The 17,990-nt window shown below is 71.2% G+C and carries 15 protein-coding genes; 5 read left to right on the forward strand and 10 right to left on the reverse strand.

Going from position 1 to position 17,990, the window contains the following annotated elements; genetic code table 11:
- The first annotated feature begins 247 nt into the window (after nucleotides 1-247).
- A complete protein-coding gene (locus ACGGAQ_RS07845; protein WP_393045728.1) occupies nucleotides 248-607 on the forward strand; it encodes a VOC family protein in 360 nt (119 codons plus the stop codon).
- A 94-nt stretch (nucleotides 608-701) separates the two neighbouring features.
- Here the strand turns inward: ACGGAQ_RS07845 and ACGGAQ_RS07850 are convergent, their stop codons facing one another.
- The 3 genes from ACGGAQ_RS07850 to rph all read right to left on the reverse strand — a co-directional run bounded on the left by ACGGAQ_RS07850 (nucleotide 702) and on the right by rph (nucleotide 5,087).
- The gene (locus tag ACGGAQ_RS07850) at nucleotides 702-1,949 is read right to left on the reverse strand and encodes an RNA polymerase sigma factor (RefSeq protein ID WP_393045730.1); all 1,248 of its coding nucleotides are present in this window, start codon (nucleotides 1,947-1,949) and stop codon (nucleotides 702-704) included.
- A gap of 1 nt (nucleotide 1,950) precedes the next feature.
- On the reverse strand, nucleotides 1,951-2,307 hold the full coding sequence (locus ACGGAQ_RS07855; protein ID WP_393045732.1) for a YciI family protein: 357 nt from the start codon (nucleotides 2,305-2,307) through the stop codon (nucleotides 1,951-1,953).
- A gap of 158 nt (nucleotides 2,308-2,465) precedes the next feature.
- Nucleotides 2,466-5,087 (reverse strand): rifamycin-inactivating phosphotransferase, encoded by a 2,622-nt coding sequence (rph, locus tag ACGGAQ_RS07860; protein WP_393045734.1) that lies wholly within the window; start codon nucleotides 5,085-5,087, stop codon nucleotides 2,466-2,468.
- Nucleotides 5,088-5,319: 232 nt separating this feature from the next.
- On the opposite strand from rph, the gene ACGGAQ_RS07865 reads away from it, so the two are divergent.
- The gene (locus tag ACGGAQ_RS07865) at nucleotides 5,320-5,883 is read left to right on the forward strand and encodes an alpha/beta fold hydrolase (protein WP_393045736.1); all 564 of its coding nucleotides are present in this window, start codon (nucleotides 5,320-5,322) and stop codon (nucleotides 5,881-5,883) included.
- Nucleotides 5,884-5,931: 48 nt separating this feature from the next.
- The gene (locus tag ACGGAQ_RS07870; RefSeq protein WP_393045738.1) at nucleotides 5,932-6,768 is read left to right on the forward strand and encodes an alpha/beta fold hydrolase; all 837 of its coding nucleotides are present in this window, start codon (nucleotides 5,932-5,934) and stop codon (nucleotides 6,766-6,768) included.
- Nucleotides 6,769-6,823: 55 nt separating this feature from the next.
- Here ACGGAQ_RS07870 and ACGGAQ_RS07875 read toward each other — a convergent pair whose 3' ends face one another.
- Both ACGGAQ_RS07875 and ACGGAQ_RS07880 read right to left on the reverse strand, forming a co-directional pair.
- Nucleotides 6,824-7,537, reverse strand: a complete 714-nt coding sequence (locus ACGGAQ_RS07875; RefSeq protein WP_393045740.1) for a hypothetical protein — start codon at nucleotides 7,535-7,537, stop codon at nucleotides 6,824-6,826.
- A 170-nt stretch (nucleotides 7,538-7,707) separates the two neighbouring features.
- Entirely contained in the window at nucleotides 7,708-9,306 is a 1,599-nt protein-coding gene (locus ACGGAQ_RS07880) for a glycoside hydrolase family 27 protein (RefSeq protein ID WP_393046780.1), read from the reverse strand.
- Nucleotides 9,307-9,592: 286 nt separating this feature from the next.
- On the opposite strand from ACGGAQ_RS07880, the gene ACGGAQ_RS07885 reads away from it, so the two are divergent.
- Nucleotides 9,593-10,486 (forward strand): SGNH/GDSL hydrolase family protein, encoded by an 894-nt coding sequence (locus ACGGAQ_RS07885; RefSeq protein ID WP_393045742.1) that lies wholly within the window; start codon nucleotides 9,593-9,595, stop codon nucleotides 10,484-10,486.
- 141 nt (nucleotides 10,487-10,627) lie between these two features.
- On the opposite strand, the gene ACGGAQ_RS07890 is transcribed toward ACGGAQ_RS07885, so the two are convergent.
- From ACGGAQ_RS07890 to ACGGAQ_RS07900, 3 genes are all read right to left on the reverse strand, one after another.
- Nucleotides 10,628-11,773 (reverse strand): RNA polymerase sigma factor, encoded by a 1,146-nt coding sequence (locus tag ACGGAQ_RS07890; protein ID WP_393046783.1) that lies wholly within the window; start codon nucleotides 11,771-11,773, stop codon nucleotides 10,628-10,630.
- Between the two features lie 8 nt (nucleotides 11,774-11,781).
- On the reverse strand, nucleotides 11,782-12,189 hold the full coding sequence (locus ACGGAQ_RS07895; protein WP_393045744.1) for a YciI family protein: 408 nt from the start codon (nucleotides 12,187-12,189) through the stop codon (nucleotides 11,782-11,784).
- A gap of 101 nt (nucleotides 12,190-12,290) precedes the next feature.
- Nucleotides 12,291-13,355: a LacI family DNA-binding transcriptional regulator gene (locus tag ACGGAQ_RS07900; protein WP_393045746.1), complete on the reverse strand. Its 1,065-nt coding sequence runs from the start codon at nucleotides 13,353-13,355 to the stop codon at nucleotides 12,291-12,293.
- Nucleotides 13,356-13,991: 636 nt separating this feature from the next.
- Between ACGGAQ_RS07900 and ACGGAQ_RS07905 the strand changes: the two genes are divergently transcribed.
- A complete protein-coding gene (locus ACGGAQ_RS07905) occupies nucleotides 13,992-16,829 on the forward strand; it encodes a glycoside hydrolase N-terminal domain-containing protein (protein WP_393045748.1) in 2,838 nt (945 codons plus the stop codon).
- A 100-nt stretch (nucleotides 16,830-16,929) separates the two neighbouring features.
- Here ACGGAQ_RS07905 and ACGGAQ_RS07910 read toward each other — a convergent pair whose 3' ends face one another.
- Both ACGGAQ_RS07910 and ACGGAQ_RS07915 read right to left on the reverse strand, forming a co-directional pair.
- A complete protein-coding gene (locus ACGGAQ_RS07910) occupies nucleotides 16,930-17,241 on the reverse strand; it encodes a hypothetical protein (RefSeq protein WP_393045750.1) in 312 nt (103 codons plus the stop codon).
- Nucleotides 17,242-17,347: 106 nt separating this feature from the next.
- A complete protein-coding gene (locus tag ACGGAQ_RS07915; protein WP_393045752.1) occupies nucleotides 17,348-17,797 on the reverse strand; it encodes an iron chaperone in 450 nt (149 codons plus the stop codon).
- Nucleotides 17,798-17,990: the final 193 nt, after the last annotated feature.

The raw sequence follows: 17,990 nt of genomic DNA on the forward strand, positions 1-17,990 counted from the left end.
TTCACCGTCGACCCCTGCAACCTCCAACTGCTCTACCAAGGCCGATCCCCCAACTCCGGCGGCGACTACGGCCTCCTGCCCTACCGCCCCGGCCTACTCACCCTGCAACGCTGACCTCCACCACCTGACATCCGGGGGCGGGCTCGGCACCAGGCCGAACCCGCCCCGCGTCACGTGCCAGGGCCGCCCGTCCGTGCCAGGGTGGGTCATGCCATTGAATGCACACCAGTTGAGACCATCGGTCGCCGTGTCCGACATCGCGAGGGCCGTCGCGTTCTACGAAGGCAAGCTGGGCCTGGTGGCGCTGTGGTCCGCGCCCAGCGCCACCATCGCCGACGGCAGCCGCATCTACGCCTCCGGTGGCGGTCCGGCCCTCAACGTGTACCAGTCGGTCACCGCCGGGAAGACCCCGGCGACGCTGGCGACGTGGTACGTCGACGACATCGACGAGATCGTCGACGAGCTGACCTCGGCCGGCGTCGAGTTCGCCCGCTACGAGCAGATCGAACACGACTCGAAGGGGATCACCGAGCGGGCCGGCGGTGGTCGTATCGCGTGGTTCCAGGACCCGGACGGCAACACCTTCGCCATCGAGGCCGACGTCTGAGCGATCGCCGGGTGCCGCCGCGCCGGGACTCGCCCCGCTGAACTCTGCCGGGGCGCAGACGGCAACGGATCGGCCTGCCGCGAGGTGCTGGCGCTCAGAGATTCCGCTGGACTTCGGTCAAGCGCTCATTGAGGAACGCGCGCTCGACGTCGTTGTCGGTGAGGGTCAGCGCCTCCTCGTAGGCCGTCCGGGCCTGCGACCACTGCCCCAGTTGGCGCAGGAAGTCGGCCCGGGCGGCACTGAGGTACCCGTACGTGGCCAGGGCCGGATCGGCGAGCAGGGGATTCAGCGCGTCGAGGCCGGCCCGGGGACCGTCGCGGAGCCCGATCGCGACGGCCCGGTTGAGATCCACCACGGGCGACGGCCAGAGCCGGAACAGGGCGTCGTAGAGCGCGACGATCTGGGCCCAGTCGGTGTCCCCCCAGATCACCGCCTCGGCGTGCAGGGCGGCTATCGCGGCCTCCAGGGCGTACCGCGTCGGTGGCCGCCGGCGCAGCGCGTCGGTCACCAACGACCGGCCCTCGGCGATGAGCTGCCGGTCCCAGCGGGAGCGATCCTGCTCGGACAGCAGCACCAGGCGCCCGTCCGCGGACATTCGGGTGTCCTGGCGCGAGGCGTTGAGCAGCAGCAGCGCGAGAAGCGCGCTGATCTCGGCGTTGGTCGGCATGAGCAGATGCAGCATGCGGGCCAGGCTGATCGCGCTGTCCACCAGATCCTGACGAACCAGGTGGGCGCCGAGTGGCGCCGTGTGCCCGGTGGTGAAGATCAGGTGGACGACCTCCAGGACGGCGCTCACCCGCTCCTCGAGCTGGTCCGGGCCCGGCACCCGGTACGGGATGCGGGCCGCCGCGATCTTCTTCTTGGCCCGGGTGATCCGGGCTGCCATGGTCGTCGGCTGCACCAGGAACGCGCGGGCGACCTCGGGTGTGGACAGCCCGCAGACCAGGCGCAGGGTCAGGGCGACCTGCGCCTCCCGGGCCAGGGCGGGGTGCGAGCAGGTGAAGATGAGGCGCAGCCGATCGTCGACCAGGCCGTCCTCGGGCCCCGGCGTGGTCTCGTCGGCGACGAGCAGCGGCATCTTGCGACGGAACACCGATTCGCGGCGCAGCACGTCGCGGGCCCGGTTGCGCGCGATGGTGGTCAACCACGCGCCCGGTCGGTCGGGGACACCGGTTTCCGTCCAGGTCTCCAGGGCCTGTGCGAACGCGTCCTGCGTGCACTCCTCGGCGAGGTCGAGGTCCCGGGTCAGATGGGCCGTGGTGCTGAAGACCTGGGCCCAGTCGCGGCGGTGCGCCTGGGCGACCGCCGCGACAACCTCGTCTTTCGTCCGTGGGTCGGCCACGTCAGCCGTGGTCGACCACCGGGCGGATCTCCACACCGCTGTGCGAAGCGTGCACCTCGGGAAGCAGCGTCGCCATCGACAGAACCTCGTCCAGGTCGGTGGCCTCGATCAGGTAGTAGCCACCGAGTGCCTCCTTGGTCTCCAGGAACGGGCCGTCGGTCGTCTGGATCTGACCCACCGAGTCCGCGCGCAGCGTGGTGGCCGTGGGCGCCAGCTCCAGCTGCCGGCCGTCGATGATCCGCGTGCCGGCCTTGGCGACGAACGCCTCGTGCGCCGCGTCGTGCGCCTTCCACTGCTCGTCGGTCATCGCGTCCCACTGCTGGGCGTCGCCGTAGATGAGGATCATGTACTTGGCCATCTGTCATGTCCCGTCGTGTGCCGGCCCCCTCGGTGGTGGCCTCTACATTACGACGGGTCGCGCGGGCGGTAGATCGACAGCAGCGCCGAAAATCTGAGCCTCGCTGACCCGGTACGTGGCCCGCCGCGACCGGCCGACGACTGGTTCCCGACGATGCCCTACAACTGAGCCTCGTCCGGCGGTGACAGGATCTCGACGTACCCGTCGGTGCCGTGCACCCGGATCCGCTGCCCGTCGCGGATCAGCCTGGTCGCGTCCGCCACCCCGACGACGGCGGGCAGGCCGTACTCCCGGGCGATGACCGCCCCGTGGGTCATCAGGCCGCCGACCTCCGTCACCAGGGCATGGACCGCGACGAACAGGGGTGACCAGCTCGGGTCCGTGTAGGAGGTGACCAGGATGTCGCCGGGTTCCAGCTCGGCCTCGGCGATGTCCAGCAGGACGCGGGCTCGGCCCTCGACGATCCCACCGGAGACTCCGAGGCCGGCCAGCGCGCCGGCCGGCACATTGTCGCGCCGGTACGCCCCGGCGATGGCCTCGCCCTCGGAGGTGAGCACCCGGGGCGGCGTGAGCGTCCGGTGCCACCGGAACGCGTCCCTCCGCCGCTGGATGAGGTGGTCGTCGACCTGGTGCGTCCGCACGACGTCGCGCAGCTCGGAGAAGGTGAGATAGAAGATGTCGTCCCGGTCGCGGAGCACGCCGTCCCGCACGAGGCGCTCGGCCTCGGGAAGCAGGGCCCGCTTGTAGACGAAGTAGCGGCTGATGATGGCGTACTTCGGATACTCCCGGTACCCGATGAAGGTGCGGACCCGGTCGATCATCCGCGCGGTCTCGTCGGCCTTCCGGTCCCCGTCCGGCAGGGCCCGCAGCCGCTCCAGCAGCTCCTCGCGCTTCTGCTGCGCCGCCTGAAGCCCCTGCTCGAAGCGCCGTCCGGCGGCGCCCGGTTCGAGGAGCCTGATGTTGTCGAGGATCAGGGGTACGAGCGTGGTGGGGCGTTCGCTCCAGCGCGGTCTGGTGATGTCGATCTCGCCGACGCACCGCATGCCGTACCGGTCGAGGTAGGCCCGGATGGCGTCGCGCGCCTCGGTCCCGCCCGCGAGCCTCGGCAGCTCGTCGAGGAAGCCGTCGTCCTCGACGTCCCGCAGGAAGGCCACCACCTCCGGATGCGGTCGGATGACGTCCGCGACGTCGAGCAGTGCCAGGCCCATCTCCGACGTGATGTTGCCCGGGGCGGACAGCGTGAGGGTGTCGGCGGCGTTCTTCTCGCCCAGCCATTCGGACAGCTGCTCGTTGAGCCACCAGGTGGCCTCGATGCCCGCCATGATCGCCTGCATGCTCAAGGGATCACTGAGGATCCGCTTGTGCTCCTCGAACGCCTTCAGCAGGAAGTCGAACAGCGCCGTCCCCGTCACCGTCGCGATGTCGCGTCGCAGGGCGGCGAGAGACGCCTCGCTGCGCTCGATCAGCTCGGCGACGATCGCCGGGTCGTTCTCGATCGGGGCGGGCGTGCCGCCGACGGGCGGGCCGCTGGGGCCGCCGTCCGGGAGCGTCGGAACGAAGTCGGGGCGGGCGAGGACTGTCTCCAGCGCGTCCCTGGTCAACGGATCGGATCTCTCCGCCATCCGGAGGAAGCCGGCGCGGCTCGCGGGCGCTGCCAGCAGCCGGGTGGCGTCGACGAACAATCTCCCGCCGGCCTCGTGCATCGGCGCCATGGCCGTCAGCTGCCACATGGAGAGCCCCAACGGCTTCATGGCGTCGGTCATCATCTGCTGGTGGCCGACGGAGAGGTAGACGTGGTTCTCCCCGTCCTCGGCCGCCGCCGGGACGGGGAACAGCGTCGTGATCGGTCGGCTCTGCACGACCGCGACCTCGCCGTCGACCAGGCACCATTCGATGTCCTGCGGGTGACCGAAGTGCGCTTCGATCCGCCGGCCCACGTCCACCAGCCGCAGGACCTGCGCGTCCGTCAGCGCCGGCTGCTCCTGTCGTTCCGGGCTGATCGCCTGTTTCGTGGTCCCGCCGCCCGGCAGCGCCTCGATGGCGAGACGCTTGCTGGCGATCGTCCGGTCGATGATCGCGCCGTCGCGCACCCGGTAGGAGTCCGGGTTCACCAGCCCGGAGACCAGGGCCTCGCCGAGGCCGAAGCTGGCCTCCACGGAGGCGACCTTCCGGTTGGACGTGACGGGGTCGGCCGTGAAGAGGACGCCGGCTGCCTGCGGAAATACCATCTTCTGCACGACAACGGCCAGGTGGACCGCGTGGTGGTCAATGCCGTTGCGCTGACGGTAGGTGACGGCCCGCTCGGTGAAGAGCGAGGCCCAGCACCGGCTCACGTGCGCGCTGATCGCCGCCGGACCTTTGACGTTCAGGTACGTGTCCTGCTGGCCCGCGAAGGAGGCCGTCGCCAGGTCCTCCGCCGTAGCGCTGGATCGGACGGCGTAGGCAGCCTCCTCGTCGTGCCGGCTGAGCGCCCGGCCGATGGCCGCCGCCACGTCGTCGGGTAGGGCGACCCCTTCGATGGCCCGGCGGATCTGGGCGCTGAGGTCGCGGACCGCCTCCCGGTCGTCGGGCTTCAGGCGCGACAGGTGGTCGAGCTGATCGTCGATCGAGGGCACCTCGGCCATGACCCGTCGGAAGGCGTTCGTCGTCACGCAGAAGCCAGCCGGTACGCGGATGCCGTCGATCCGCGACAACGCCCCCAGACGGGCGCCCTTGCCGCCGACGATCGCGATCTGCGTCTCGTCGACCTCGTCGAGATCTCGCACATACTGGTCGATCATCGTGCCCCGTTTCTTCGTCCGTTCCGGTGTCCGGCGGACGATTCTGCGGCAAGACCCGGGTCTTGCGGCAAGGCCCCCGTTGCGATATACGTTAAAGTGGGAGCGGATACCAGTGGTGTTTTTCCCGCTGTGAATGAATCGTTCCGTTGATCCCTGCCTGTCCCCGCCTCGCGGCTCAACCCGCCGCCGGCGCGTGATGCCGCGTCGACGCAGCACACGAGAGGGGATCGTCATGGCAGCGAACGCACAGGTCCTGTTCGTCCAGGGCGCTGGCGCCGGCACGCACGACGAGTGGGACAACAGGTTGTTCGACAGCCTGCGACGCGGGCTCGGGGACACGTACGAGGTCCGTTACCCGCGGATGCCCGACGAGGGCGACCCGAGCTGCGCCACCTGGAGCGCCGCCATCCGGCGGGAGATCGCGGCACTGGACGACGGAGCCGTCGTCGTGGGCCATTCGGTGGGCGGGGCGATCCTCGTCCACGCGCTCGCCGAGCGGCCACCCGAGCGGGACCTCGCGATGATCGTGCTGATCGCCGCCCCGTTCGTCGGCGCGGGCGGCTGGCCCGGCGACGAGTTCGAGCTTCCCCCCGACCTCGGTGCCCGGCTGCCGCGGGGCGTACCGGTGCGGGTGTTTCACGGCCTCCAGGACGAGACGGCGCCGCCGTCGCACGCGGACCTGTACGCGGGTGTGCTCCCGCAGGCGCGGGTGTATCGGCTGCCGGGGCGCGATCACCAACTGAACGACGACCTCGGTGACGTGGCGAAGGTGATCAGGCTTGACACGGCTAGCTAATTGAATTAGCTTAAAGCTAACGCGATTAGCTAGCCCCTGGAGGATCCCATGACCGAGTACCTGACCGTCGATGGCGGCACCCTGGCGTACGAGGTGACCGGCGCCTCCGGGCCGCTCGTCGTTCTCGCCCACGGCATGGGTGACAGCCGCGAGGCGTACCGCTTCGTCGTGCCGCGCCTGGTGGCCGCCGGCTACCGGGTGGCGGCGGTCGACCTGCGGGGTTGCGGCGAGTCGAGCGCGCAGTGGCCCTCCTACAGTCGCACCGACATCGCGGGCGATCTGCTCGCGGTGATCCGCGACCTCGGCGGTCCGGCCGTGTTGGTCGGTCACTCGATCTCCGGCGGGGCCGCCACCATCGCCGCCGCCCAGGCGCCCGAGCTGATCACCGGCATCGTCGAACTGGCCCCCTTCACCCGCAAGCAGTCGATCAAGCTGGGTGACCTGCGGGTCGCCCGCTACCGCAAGGGCATGGCCCGGCTGCTCGGCACCGGCCTGCTGGGCAGCGTGCCGCTCTGGCGCAGCTACCTCGACATCGCCTACCCGGCGAGGAAGCCGGCCGACTGGGCAGCCCGCACGACCCGGATCGACGCCATGATGCGCGAGCCCGGCCGGATGGCGGCGATGCGCAAGATGGGCCAGTCGGCGCCGGTCGACGCCGGGGCGCAGCTGGGTAACGTCCGCTGCCCGGCCCTGATCGTCGAGGGCTCGCTCGACCCGGACTGGGCCGACCCGCGAGCCGAGGGGGAGGCGATCGTGGCCGCGCTGCCGGCCGGGTTGGGCCGCCTCGAGGTCATCGAGGGCGCGGGTCACTACCCGCACGTGCAGTACCCCGACGAGACGGCGGCCCTGCTGCTCGCCTTCCTGGCCACGAACGCCCGCGCCTAGGGCCCTCTCGGGCTGGGGACCGTCCGGCTCCGGGGCGCGCCGTCGGCCGCCGCGGTCAGGCCAGCAGCTGTTCCCGCATCCGCGCGCCCAGGTTGATCCGTCCCACCGCGCGCGGGCCGGCCGGATCGTGCACGTCCACTGTGTTGTTGCGACGCATCAGCGCACGGACCGCAGGTGGCAACCGGGGCGGGTCGTCCATCGCGGCGAGGATCTGCGCGGCGCTCGTGATCAGACGATCGACGAACGCGGCGGCGTCGGTGTCCACCCGCACCCGGCCGTACTCCCAGCCGGCGGTGGTGAGGTCGAGCACCTCGAACACATGGGTCACCAGCGGGTTCGGGTCGGTCACTCGATCGAGCCGGGCTGCCCGGCCGCCGACCACCGCGGCGGCGGCGGCCACCTGGGCGTACGGGTGAAAGCCGCACGGCAGCGCGAACAGCGGCCACCGCAGGCCGGGACCGGCCTCCATCCACAGCGGCCGGTAGTTCCGCCGGTGCACCAGGAGCCGCCGGCCCGTGCGCCGGTGGATGTCCTGCGCCTGCGCCCGCAGATCCACGTGTGCCTCGTCGGCGACCTGGCTCAGAATCCGGGCCGCCACCACCAGGCCGTCATCGCCGCTGAGCATTCCGGTCGCCGCTTCGACCTGCGCGGGAAACGGGTTCCGGGAGTGCGCGCCGTATCCGTGCTGGAGGTCCCGCAGCAGCGCCTGCTGCCGCCCCGGGTCGAGCTGGACCCGCCCGCCGCCCAGCAACCGCTGGAGCCAACGCATGTCGCCTCGTTTCAGCAGAGCCGTCCCGAACCGTGGCAATGGTATGCGTCGGACGTTCCCCGCGTGCCGCAGGGGTGAGCATGGGGCGGCGTGCGCCGGCCGGGCGACGCGCGGGTCGGTGCCCGCGACCGCGCCCGGCCGGCCACGCCCCGCCTAGCGGGGCGGATCGCTCAACTGCGGCTCCACCGCTGGCTGGCTGCGCCGTTGCAGTCCCAGATCTGGGTGCGTGTGCCATTCGCCGTACCGTTGCCCACCAGGTCCAGGCAGCGGCCCGAGGCGACCGCCGTGATCGAGCCGTCGGCGTTGAAGCGCCACTGTTGGTTCGCCTGGCCGTGACAGTCCCAGATGATCACCGATGTTCCGTTGGCGGTGCCGGCGTTGTTGACGTCGAGGCACTTGCCTCCGTAGACCCGCAGCTCCTGAGCGCTGGTCGAGGTCCAGGACTGATTGGCCTGGCCGTGGCAGTCCCAGATGATGGCCGTGGCGCCGTTGGTCTGGGACGCGCCGTTGACGTCCAGGCACCGGCCGGCGGACGTGCTGCGGATCGTCGACGTCGTGCTCGGTGGGGGAGTGCTCGGTGGGGGAGTGCCGCCGCCGGTGACCAGGAACATGGCGGCGCCGTGCGCCGGCACCGACGCGCTGATCGTGCCGGTCGACGTCGAGGTCGTGTGGGACCACAGGTCACGTACGGCGTACGAGCCGGCGCTGCCGAGCCCGAGCGCGCTGGCCGTGGTGGAGATCGTGGTCGTGCCGCTGCCGCGGTTGAGCAGCACGGTGGCCACCCCGCCGGTGGACATCGGCTTGCGCCAGACCTCCAGGTCACCGGAGTCACTGATCTTGCGGCCCTGCTGACCGCCCCAGTCCTGGTTGACGGCGATCACGTCGGTGTTGGTCAGGATCGTGCGGGTGGCCGCCGACATGGTGCGGATGTCGTTGCCCGCCAGCAGCGGGGCGTTCAGCAGCGCCCACAGGCTGAAGTGGGCCCGGGACTCGGTGTCGGTGGGGCCGTTGCCGACCTCCAGCATGTCCGGGTCGTTCCACGCACCGGGTCGGGCGTACGACTCCTTGCCGACCTGCTGGTCGAGGATGCTCATGATGGAGTTCCAGTTCCCACCGATGTCGCCGGTGGTACGCCAGGAGTTGCCCACCCCCGCGCCCCAGGTCCAGACGCTGTCCTGTCCCCAACTGCACAGGCTGTAGAGGATCGGCCGATTGGTGGCCGCGAGCGCGTCCCGCATGGCGGTGTAGCGCTGCTGCGCGCTCCGACCGAGGTGGTCGCCGCAGTTGTCGTACTTGAGGTAGTCGATCCCCCAGGATGCCCAGAGGTTGGCGTCGCGTTGCTCGTAGTTGATGCTGGCCGGGTACCCGGCGCAGGTGAGGGTGCCGGCCGAGGAGTAGATGCCCAGCTTGAGGCCCTTGTCGTGGACGTAGTCGGCGAGAGCCTTGATGCCGCTCGGAAACTTCTGCGGATCGGCGACCAGGTCGCCGCTGGCATTGCGCTGTTTGGTGGACCAGCAGTCGTCGATGTTGACGTAGCGGTATCCGGCCGCGGCCATGCCGCTGGAGACCAGCGCGTCGGCCGTCTGCCGGATGAGCGTCTCGTTGACGTTGCAACCGAACGAGTTCCAGTCGTTCCAGCCCATCTGTGGCGTGCGGGCCAGCCCGTTCTCCAACGCCTGCGCGGGTCGGGTGGTGGTGAGCACCATCGCGCCGCTGACCACCGCGGTGCCGAGGGTGACCGCAAGGAGCGTGGAGAGCAGTAGGGCCATTCTTCGTCTGAGCACGTGCACTCCTTGCGGGTGGTTGGCGGCGAGGGCCGGCTGCCGGTCCACAGGAGCCGATGACATAGATAAGCGCCAATTTAACGCGTACGACACATGGCCGTCAACGCCGCCGGCATCAGGCGCGGACCTCGAAGGGTTGGACCCGCCGCGCAGCCCTCCTGGCCCACACCGTGGGACGGTATTTAGTGAGGGTCATCTATATTGACGCCCCCTCGGCGGCGGCGACAGGATCGCGGCACCACCACCACCGCGATCTCCCCTGGGAGGCGTCATGCCCCGTCCCCGCCTGCCGCTCCTGCGGGCAGCCACCCGACTCGCCGCGCTCGCCGCGGCCACCGCCGGTGTGCTGCTCGCCGTCGCCACACCCGCCAGCGCCGCGGTCCCCACCGGCCGCTACGTCGCGCTCGGCGACTCGTACACCGCCGGTCCGCTGATCCCCACCCAGGTCGACCTCAACTGTCTCCGGTCGAACCGCAACTATCCCTCGCTGGTGGCCGCGTCCGCCGGCTCGACGTCGTTCGCCGACGTGAGCTGCTCCGGCGCCACGACCGACGACATCCTCTACGGCGGCAGCGGCCAACTGGGCATCAACGTGCCACCGCAGCTCAACGCGGTCACGTCGAGCACGGCGCTGGTGACGGTGCAGATCGGCGGCAACGACATCGGCTTCTCCGGCATCATCAGCGAATGCGCCGAGGCGAGCCTCAGCAGTCCGCTCGGCTCACCGTGCAAGAACCGGTACACCGCCGGCGGCACCGACCAGCTGCAGGCCCGGATCGCGGCCACCGTGCCGAAGGTGACGACCACGCTGCAGGCGATCCGTCGGGCCGCGCCGAGCGCGCGGATCGTGGTGCTCGGATATCCGGCGATCCTGCCCGACAGCGGATACGGCTGCTGGCCCGTCGTCCCGATCGCCTACCAGGACGTGCCGTACCTGCGCGGTATCGAGAAGTCGCTCAACGCCATGCTGGCCAGCGCCGCCGGGGCGAACGGCGCCACCTACGCCGACGTCTACACGCCGTCGATCGGTCGGGACGCGTGCAAGGGCAGCGGCACCCGATGGGTCGAGGGGTTGGTGCCGGAGAACTCGGCCGCGCCCTTCCACCCGAACGCGCGCGGTGAGCAGGGCATGAGCAGCGCGCTGCTCGCCAACCTGAACAGCTGACCGAGCACGATCGTTCGCGCCGGCCCCGTCACGCGACGACGGCGGGGCCGGCAGTCGAAGCCGATCCGGGATGACCGCGCCGAGCGCTCTGCGTCGTGCCGCTGGCGACACACCTCTGACGGGGGCGCCGATCGGGCGCCGTCACCGTTGCCGGCGGGCGTTGAGCCGGGCGGCCTGGCGCGTCAGGTGGTCGCGTTCGGCGAGGTTGGGGGCCTGGTGGGCCGCCTCGACGTACAGGCGGGCCGCCGTCGCGAGCTGGCCGTCGCGCTCGTACAGGTACGCGGCCACCGCCGTGTGACGGGGCAGCGAGTCGTCCAGCTCCGCGAGCGCCGCCAGGCCGGCCCGGGCGCCGTCGGCGGCACCGACGGCCACCGCGCGGTTGAGCCGGACGACCGGGCTGTCGGTCAGGCGTGCCAGCTCGTCGTACCACTCGACGATCTGCACCCAGTCGGTCTCCTCGGCGGTGGGCGCGTCGGCGTGCAGCGCCGCGATGGCGGCCTGGGCCTGAAACTCGCCCAGCCGGTCCCGGGCGAGGGCCGCCTGGAGGATGTCGACGCCCTCGGCGATGACTGTGGTGTCCCACCGGCCGCGGTCCTGCTCGGCGAGCGGCACCAGGCTGCCGTCGGACGCGGTCCGGCTGGCGCGGCGGGCGTGGTGCAGGAGCATGAGGGCGAGCAGTCCCGCCACCTCGGGATGGTCGATGGCGGCCGCGAGTTGCCGGGTGAGTCGGATGGCCTCGGCCGCGAGGTCGACGTCGCCGGTGTAGCCCTCGTTGAAGACCAGATAGAGGACGCGCAGCACGGTGGCGACGTCGCCGGGCTGGTCGAACCGCACGGTGGCGACGGTGCGTTTGGCCCGGCTGATGCGTTGCGCCATGGTCGCCTCGGGCACCAGGTAGGCGTCGGCGATCTGCCGGGTGGTCAGCCCGCCGACGGCCCGTAACGTGAGCGCGACGGCGGACGACGGCGTCAGCGACGGGTGGGCGCAGAGAAAGTAGAGCTGGAGGTCGTCGTCCACCGTCGGCGTGGGCCCCGGCGCCGGCTCGGAGTCGACGAGGTCCTCACGACGGCGACGGGCGGCGTCCGCCCTCGTGGTGTCGAGGAACCGGCGCCAGGCCACGGTGATCAGCCAGCCCTTCGGGTCCCGCGGCGGGTCGGCCGGCCAGACGCGGATGGCCTCGACCAGCGCGTCCTGCACGGCGTCCTCGGCCGCCGCGAAGTCAACTCCGCGGCGGACGAGGACGCCGAGCACGCCCGGCGTGAGACTCCGGAGCAGTGCCTCGTTCATCGCCGAGGTCACTCAGCGATGGTGGGGGGCTCGGTCAGGAAGGGGCGCACCTCGAGCCACTCGTGGATCGGCTTCCCGCCCGCCCCCGGAGCGGCCGACAGTTCCCCGGCGAGCTCGACGGCGCGGTCGTAACTGTCGACGTCGATCACCATCCAGCCGGCGATGAGGTCCTTGGTCTCGGCGAACGGACCGTCGGTGACCGGCGGGCGTCCCGGGCCGTCGTAGCGGACCCATGCTCCCTCGGGGGCGAGCGCCTGACCGTCGATGAACTCGCCGGTCTTCTCCAGCCGGGACGCGAAGTCGTGCATGTACTGCATGTGCGCCGAGATCTCCTCCGGCGTCCACCGGTCCATCGGCACGTCGTTGACCGCGGCCGGACCGCCGCGGTAGTGCTTCAGCAGCAGGTACTTCGCCATCGTCGTGTTCCTTCTCGCTGGTGTGACCCGTTGCGGTCACGTTCACCTCGGGGACGGAGCCGCGCGCCGTTTCTCGACATGGCCGCCAAGAAAACTTTGGCTCACGGGCGGAGGGCGGCGTCCGGCCGCCGGAAACCGGGCGGCCCGGTGCTGCCCCGCACGACAAGCGCGGTGCCCAGCTCGTACCGCTCCTGGGGCAGGGAATGGCCGTCGGCCAGCGCCAACGCCAGCCGGGCAGCGGTGGCTCCGATCTCGCTGAACGGCTGTCGCACCGTGGTGAGCGGTGGCGTGGTCCAGGTCGCCTGGTCCACATCGTCGAAGCCGACGACGCTGAGGTCGTCGGGGATGCGCAGACCGGCCTCGTGGGCCGCCGCATAGACGCCGAGCGCCTGGAGGTCGTTGCCGCAGACGACGGCGGTGGGCGGTTCGGCCAGGGTCAGCAACTCACGGCCGAGGTCGCGGCCGTCCTCGAAGCTGAAGACTCCGCGCTGTTCGAGGCTGCCGTCGAACGGAACGCCGGCATGGTCCAGCGCGGCGCGGAAGCCGTCGAGGCGAGCCCGCGCGGACAGGTCCTGCTGCGGGCCGGTGACCACTCCGATCCGTCGGTGGCCGAGGTCGAGCAGATGCCGGGTGGCGGCCAGGGCGCCGCTCCAGTTGTTCGACCCGACGGCGGGCGTGGGGAACAGCTCGCCGACCGGGTCGATGGCCACGAGCGGGATGCCCATGGCGGTCAGCTGTCTGCCATGCTCGGCGGTGACCACGGAGCAGACCGCGATGACGGCGGTGGGCTGCCGCACCAGCAGGGGCTCCAGCCAGGGCAGTCCCGCCGCCACGCGGTGGCGGATGTCGATGAAGCCGACCGTGCAGTCCCGGGAGCCGGCGACCTCCTGGATCCCCCGCAGGATCTCCAGGGCGATCGAGGACAGCATCTGGTGAAAGAGCACCTCGATGCAGAGGGTCCTCGCGGCGGTCTCCGGCCGGCGGTAGCCATGGTCCCGCAGCAGTGCCTCCACCCGCTGCCGGGTCTGCTCGCCCACCCCGGCGCGGCCGTTGAGAACCTTGGACACCGTGGGTGAGGACACCCCGGCGAGCGCGGCGATCGTGGCGATGGGCAGGTCACCGCGCCGGGGCTTGCGCGGGTGGTGCCGCCGGCTCTCCTCGATCACACGGGGAGTCTACGGTGATCCGTCGATGGCGAGCCGGTCCGCGCTCAGTCGGTCGGCCGTGCTGCCGGCCGGTAGTCGAACCAGCGGTGACGATGAAGTGTCGGCCCAGGCTGACGTTGGTGGCGGTCGCCCAGAACCGGCCGGCGTGCCTGCGGACACCGGCGCCACCTTCCGCGCGGTCCGTACCTGAGGCTACTGAGTGTTCGCGATAACATCGTCTGCCCTGGATGCGCCGAAGATGCCGTCGAGATGGCAAGCCGGTCCGAGCGTCGGGGCGGGGCGGTCGCCCCGCGAACCCGAAGGGACGCCGGCGGGAAACATGGCCGACATCCCTTGACGAGCGGCACCGCCATCTACGAAGGTCTATAGAGGGAGAGATGACCCGCCGTCGGGAGCTCGGCGCGTCGGTCCCGGCTGTGAACGTTGCTGCAGGGTGCGAACGGGCGGCACTTGTTAACGCTAACAGCAGGGTGCCCCACCACACGTCCAACGGCAGCAGCCGCACGTCTCGCAGGAGACCTCGAACGGCGCGCTGGCCGTGGGCACGTCCACGACATTCGACTTCTTCGGCGGTGGCCCGGCACGGGCGCCGTCCTCACCCTCCTGCGCCTCTGAGCTGCGCTGATTGGAGAGACCATGCCTGAAGTGACACGAAGGAACGTGCTGAGGGCCGGTGCGGCGGGCGCCGGAGCCGCGCTGCTGCCAGTCGCGTGGTCCGCCGTCGCCCGCGCCGGCTCGGTGGCGCCGCCGCAGGTGCTCGCCGCCGGCGACCTGGCCCTGTGGTACGACGAACCCGCGGGCACCGACTGGCTGCGGGCGCTGCCGGTCGGCAACGGCCGGCTGGGCGCGATGGTGTTCGGCAACGTCGACACCGAACGACTCCAGCTCAACGAGGACACCATCTGGGCCGGCGGCCCGTACGACTCCGCCAACACCCGGGGGGCGGCCAACCTGGCCGAGATCCGGCGGCGCGTCTTCGCGGACCAGTGGACCCAGGCGCAGGACCTCATCAACCAGACGATGATGGGAACCCCGGGCGGCCAGCTCGCCTACCAGCCGGTGGGCAACCTCCGGCTCGCCTTCGGATCGGCCAGCGGGGCGTCGCAGTACAACCGGGCGCTCGACCTCACGACCGCCACCGTCACCACGACGTACGTGCTCAACGGTGTCCGGTACCAGCGTGAGGTGTTCGCCAGCGCACCCGATGCGGTGATCGTGCTCCGGCTGACCGCCGACCGCGCCAACTCGATCACGTTCAACGCCACCTTCGACAGTCCACAGCGGACGACCATGTCGAGCCCCGACGCCGCCACGATCGCTGTCGACGGCATCTCCGGCGCCATGGAGGGTGTCAACGGATCGGTGCGTTTCCTCGCCCTGGCCCAGGCCGTCGCGACCGGCGGTACGGTCAGCAGTTCCGGAGGCACCCTGCGGGTCTCCGGTGCCACGAGCGTGACCGTACTGATCTCGATCGGTTCGAGCTACGTCAACTACCGCACGGTCAACGGCGACTACCAGGGCATCGCGCGCAGCCGCCTCGCCGCGGCCCGTGGCGTGGGCATCGACCAGCTGCGCAGTCGCCATCTCGCCGACTACCAGGCCCTGTTCAATCGGGTGACCATCGACCTGGGTCGTACGGCCGCCGCCGATCAGCCGACCGACGTGCGGATCGCCCAGCACGCGAGCACCAACGACCCGCAGTTCTCCGCCCTGCTGTTCCAGTACGGCCGCTACCTGCTGATCTCCTCGTCGCGGCCGGGCACCCAACCGGCGAACCTCCAGGGCATCTGGAACGACTCCATGACGCCGCCCTGGGACTCGAAGTACACCCTCAACGCCAACCTGCCGATGAACTACTGGCCCGCCGACACGACGAACCTGGCCGAGTGCTTCCTGCCGGTCTTCGACATGATCAAGGACCTCACGGTGACCGGTGCGCGGGTCGCCCAGGCGCAGTACGGCGCCGGCGGCTGGGTCACCCACCACAACACCGACGGGTGGCGCGGCGCCTCGGTCGTCGACGGGGCGCTGTGGGGCATGTGGCAGACCGGTGGCGCCTGGCTGTCCACCCTCATCTGGGAGCACTACCTGTTCACCGGCGACGTCGGCTTCCTGTCGGCCAACTATCCGGCCCTCAAGGGCGCCGCCCAGTTCTTCCTCGACACCCTGGTGGCCCACCCGGCGCTCGGCTACCTGGTCACGAACCCGTCGAACTCGCCGGAGCTGCCGCACCACTCGAACGCCAGTGTCTGCGCGGGCCCCACCATGGACAACCAGATCCTGCGGGACCTGTTCGACGCGGCTGCCCGCGCCAGCGAGGTGCTGGGCGTCGACACGACGTTCCGCTCCCAGGTGCGCACGGCCCGGGACCGGCTGGCGCCCACGAAGGTCGGCTCGCGCGGCAACGTCCAGGAGTGGCTCGCCGACTGGGTCGAGACCGAGCGGAACCACCGGCACGTCTCCCACCTGTACGGCCTGCATCCCAGCAACCAGATCACCAAACGCGGCACCCCGCAGCTCTACGAGGCCGCGCGCCGGACGCTGGAGCTGCGCGGTGACGACGGCACCGGCTGGTCCCTCGCCTGGAAGATCAATTACTGGGCTCGGCTGGAGGACGGCGCCCGCGCCCACAAGCTCCTGAAAGACCTCGTGCGGACCGACCGGCTCGCGCCGAACATGTTCGACCTGCACCCACCGTTCCAGATCGACGGCAACTTCGGCGCGACCTCCGGCATCGCCGAGATGGTGCTGCACAGCCACACCGGCGAGCTGCACCTGCTGCCGGCGCTGCCGAGCGCCTGGCCCACCGGCCAGGTCGCGGGGCTTCGCGCGCGCGGCGGATACACCGTCGGCGTGGCCTGGACCAGCGGGCAGGCCGACGAGATCAGCGTCCGCGCCGACCGGGACGGCACCGTACGACTCCGCGGCCGGCTCTTCACCGGTTCCTTCACCCTCGTCGACGTCACCGACGGCAGCACGCCCACCACCACCCGGCCGGAGACGGATGTCGTTCAACTCGCCGTCCGCGCCGGGCACACCTACCGCGCCGCGCGGCCCGGTGTGACTCCGTCGCCGACGCTGAGCAGCACGCCCACGCCCACCGCCACTCCGACCCTGAGCCCGACGCCGACGCCGACGCCGACGCCGACCGTGACGAGCACGCCGTCGCCGTCCGGTGCGCGGGCCACGTACACGGTGACGAGTTCGTGGTCGGGCGGCTTCCAGGGCGAGGTCACCGTGACCGCCGGCGCGGCCGCGATCCGTGGCTGGACCGTCTCCTGGACCTTCCCCAACGGGCAGGTGATCAGCCAGATCTGGAGCGGCGCACACACGCAGAGCGGCGCGAACGTGCGGGTGACGAACGTCGACTACAACGGGTCGCTGCCGGCAGGCGGCTCGACGACGTTCGGCTTCATCGCCTCCGCGACCGGCGTCAACAACCCGCCGACCGACCTCACCTGCACGACGACCTGACCCGGCGCGTCCCGCGCCTGCGCTTCAGCCCGCCGTCGGCCCGGTGCCGGTGGCGGGCTGGGGCGGCCGGCGTCCGCGTCGCGTCGTCCCGGACCGTCGGCTACCGCCCTCGCTCGCCCGTGGGCCGCGCCTGCCTTCGCCACCGATGGTGACGCCACACGGCGACCACGCAGGCCACGGCGACGAGCAGCGCCGCGGCACCCTTCCAGGCGCGCTCGAACCACGGTCGGTCGGTGCCGAACGCCGCTTCGCCGGCGGCCATGAGCCACAGCCCCGTCCACGCCCACTGCCAGCCGCGTGGCCAGGAGAAGGAGTCGGGCGGCTCGGTGAACGCGCCAGCCACGACGAACGCGGCGCCGACGACGGCGATCAGCGGTACGCCGATGCGCGAGACGACCTCCCAGAGCGACACGGACCGATCATCGCCGGTGGGCGCAAGCGCCAGCGTCACCGCGGGCCGGCGGGCGTGCGGTCGCAACCCGGTCCGCCGACCGTGAGCCACCCGATCGCGGCGATGCTCAGGAGGCCGCCGCGCGTACCAGCTCGATGACCCTCTTCTCCACCTCGGGGCTCCACGTCCGCAGCGCGTACGCCACCGGCCAGATGTCTCCGTCATCGAGGTTGGCCGTGTCCTGGAAGCCCAGGGTCGAGTAGCGGTAGTTGAACTTGCCGGAGTCCTGGAAGAAGACGACGATCTTGTCGGCCGCGTTCGCGTAGGCGGGCATCCCGTACCAGGTCTTCGGCGTCAGGTCGGGGGCGGCGGCGGTCACCGCCACGTGCACGCGCTCGGCGAGCGCGCGATCGTCGGGCGCCATCTGCGCGATCCGGTCGAGGACCGCCTGCAACCCGTCGGCCCTCTTGGCGCCCTTCTTGCCCTCGGCGCGCAGCTCGGCCGCACGCTCCTTCATCGCGGCGCGCTCCTCGGCGCTGAAGCCGTCGGACTCGGTCGTGGAGGTCTTCGCGGACATGTCGGGCTCCCTCTCGATGTTTCCCGGCCCGGCGTGGTGCCGGCTACCTGGGAAAAGGCTAGGCCGGGGCGCCGACCCGGCGCTTCTTGATTCCTGACCGGGTCGAGGAGGGCGGACGGGCGGGCCGACCCGGTCACTCGGGCCGGGCGGGGCAGCCGGGTGCCGGTGCGGAGCGCTTATGCTCGGAACCGGA

This window comes from Micromonospora sp. NPDC047557 (assembly GCF_043205095.1).
GTDB lineage: Bacteria > Actinomycetota > Actinomycetes > Mycobacteriales > Micromonosporaceae > Micromonospora.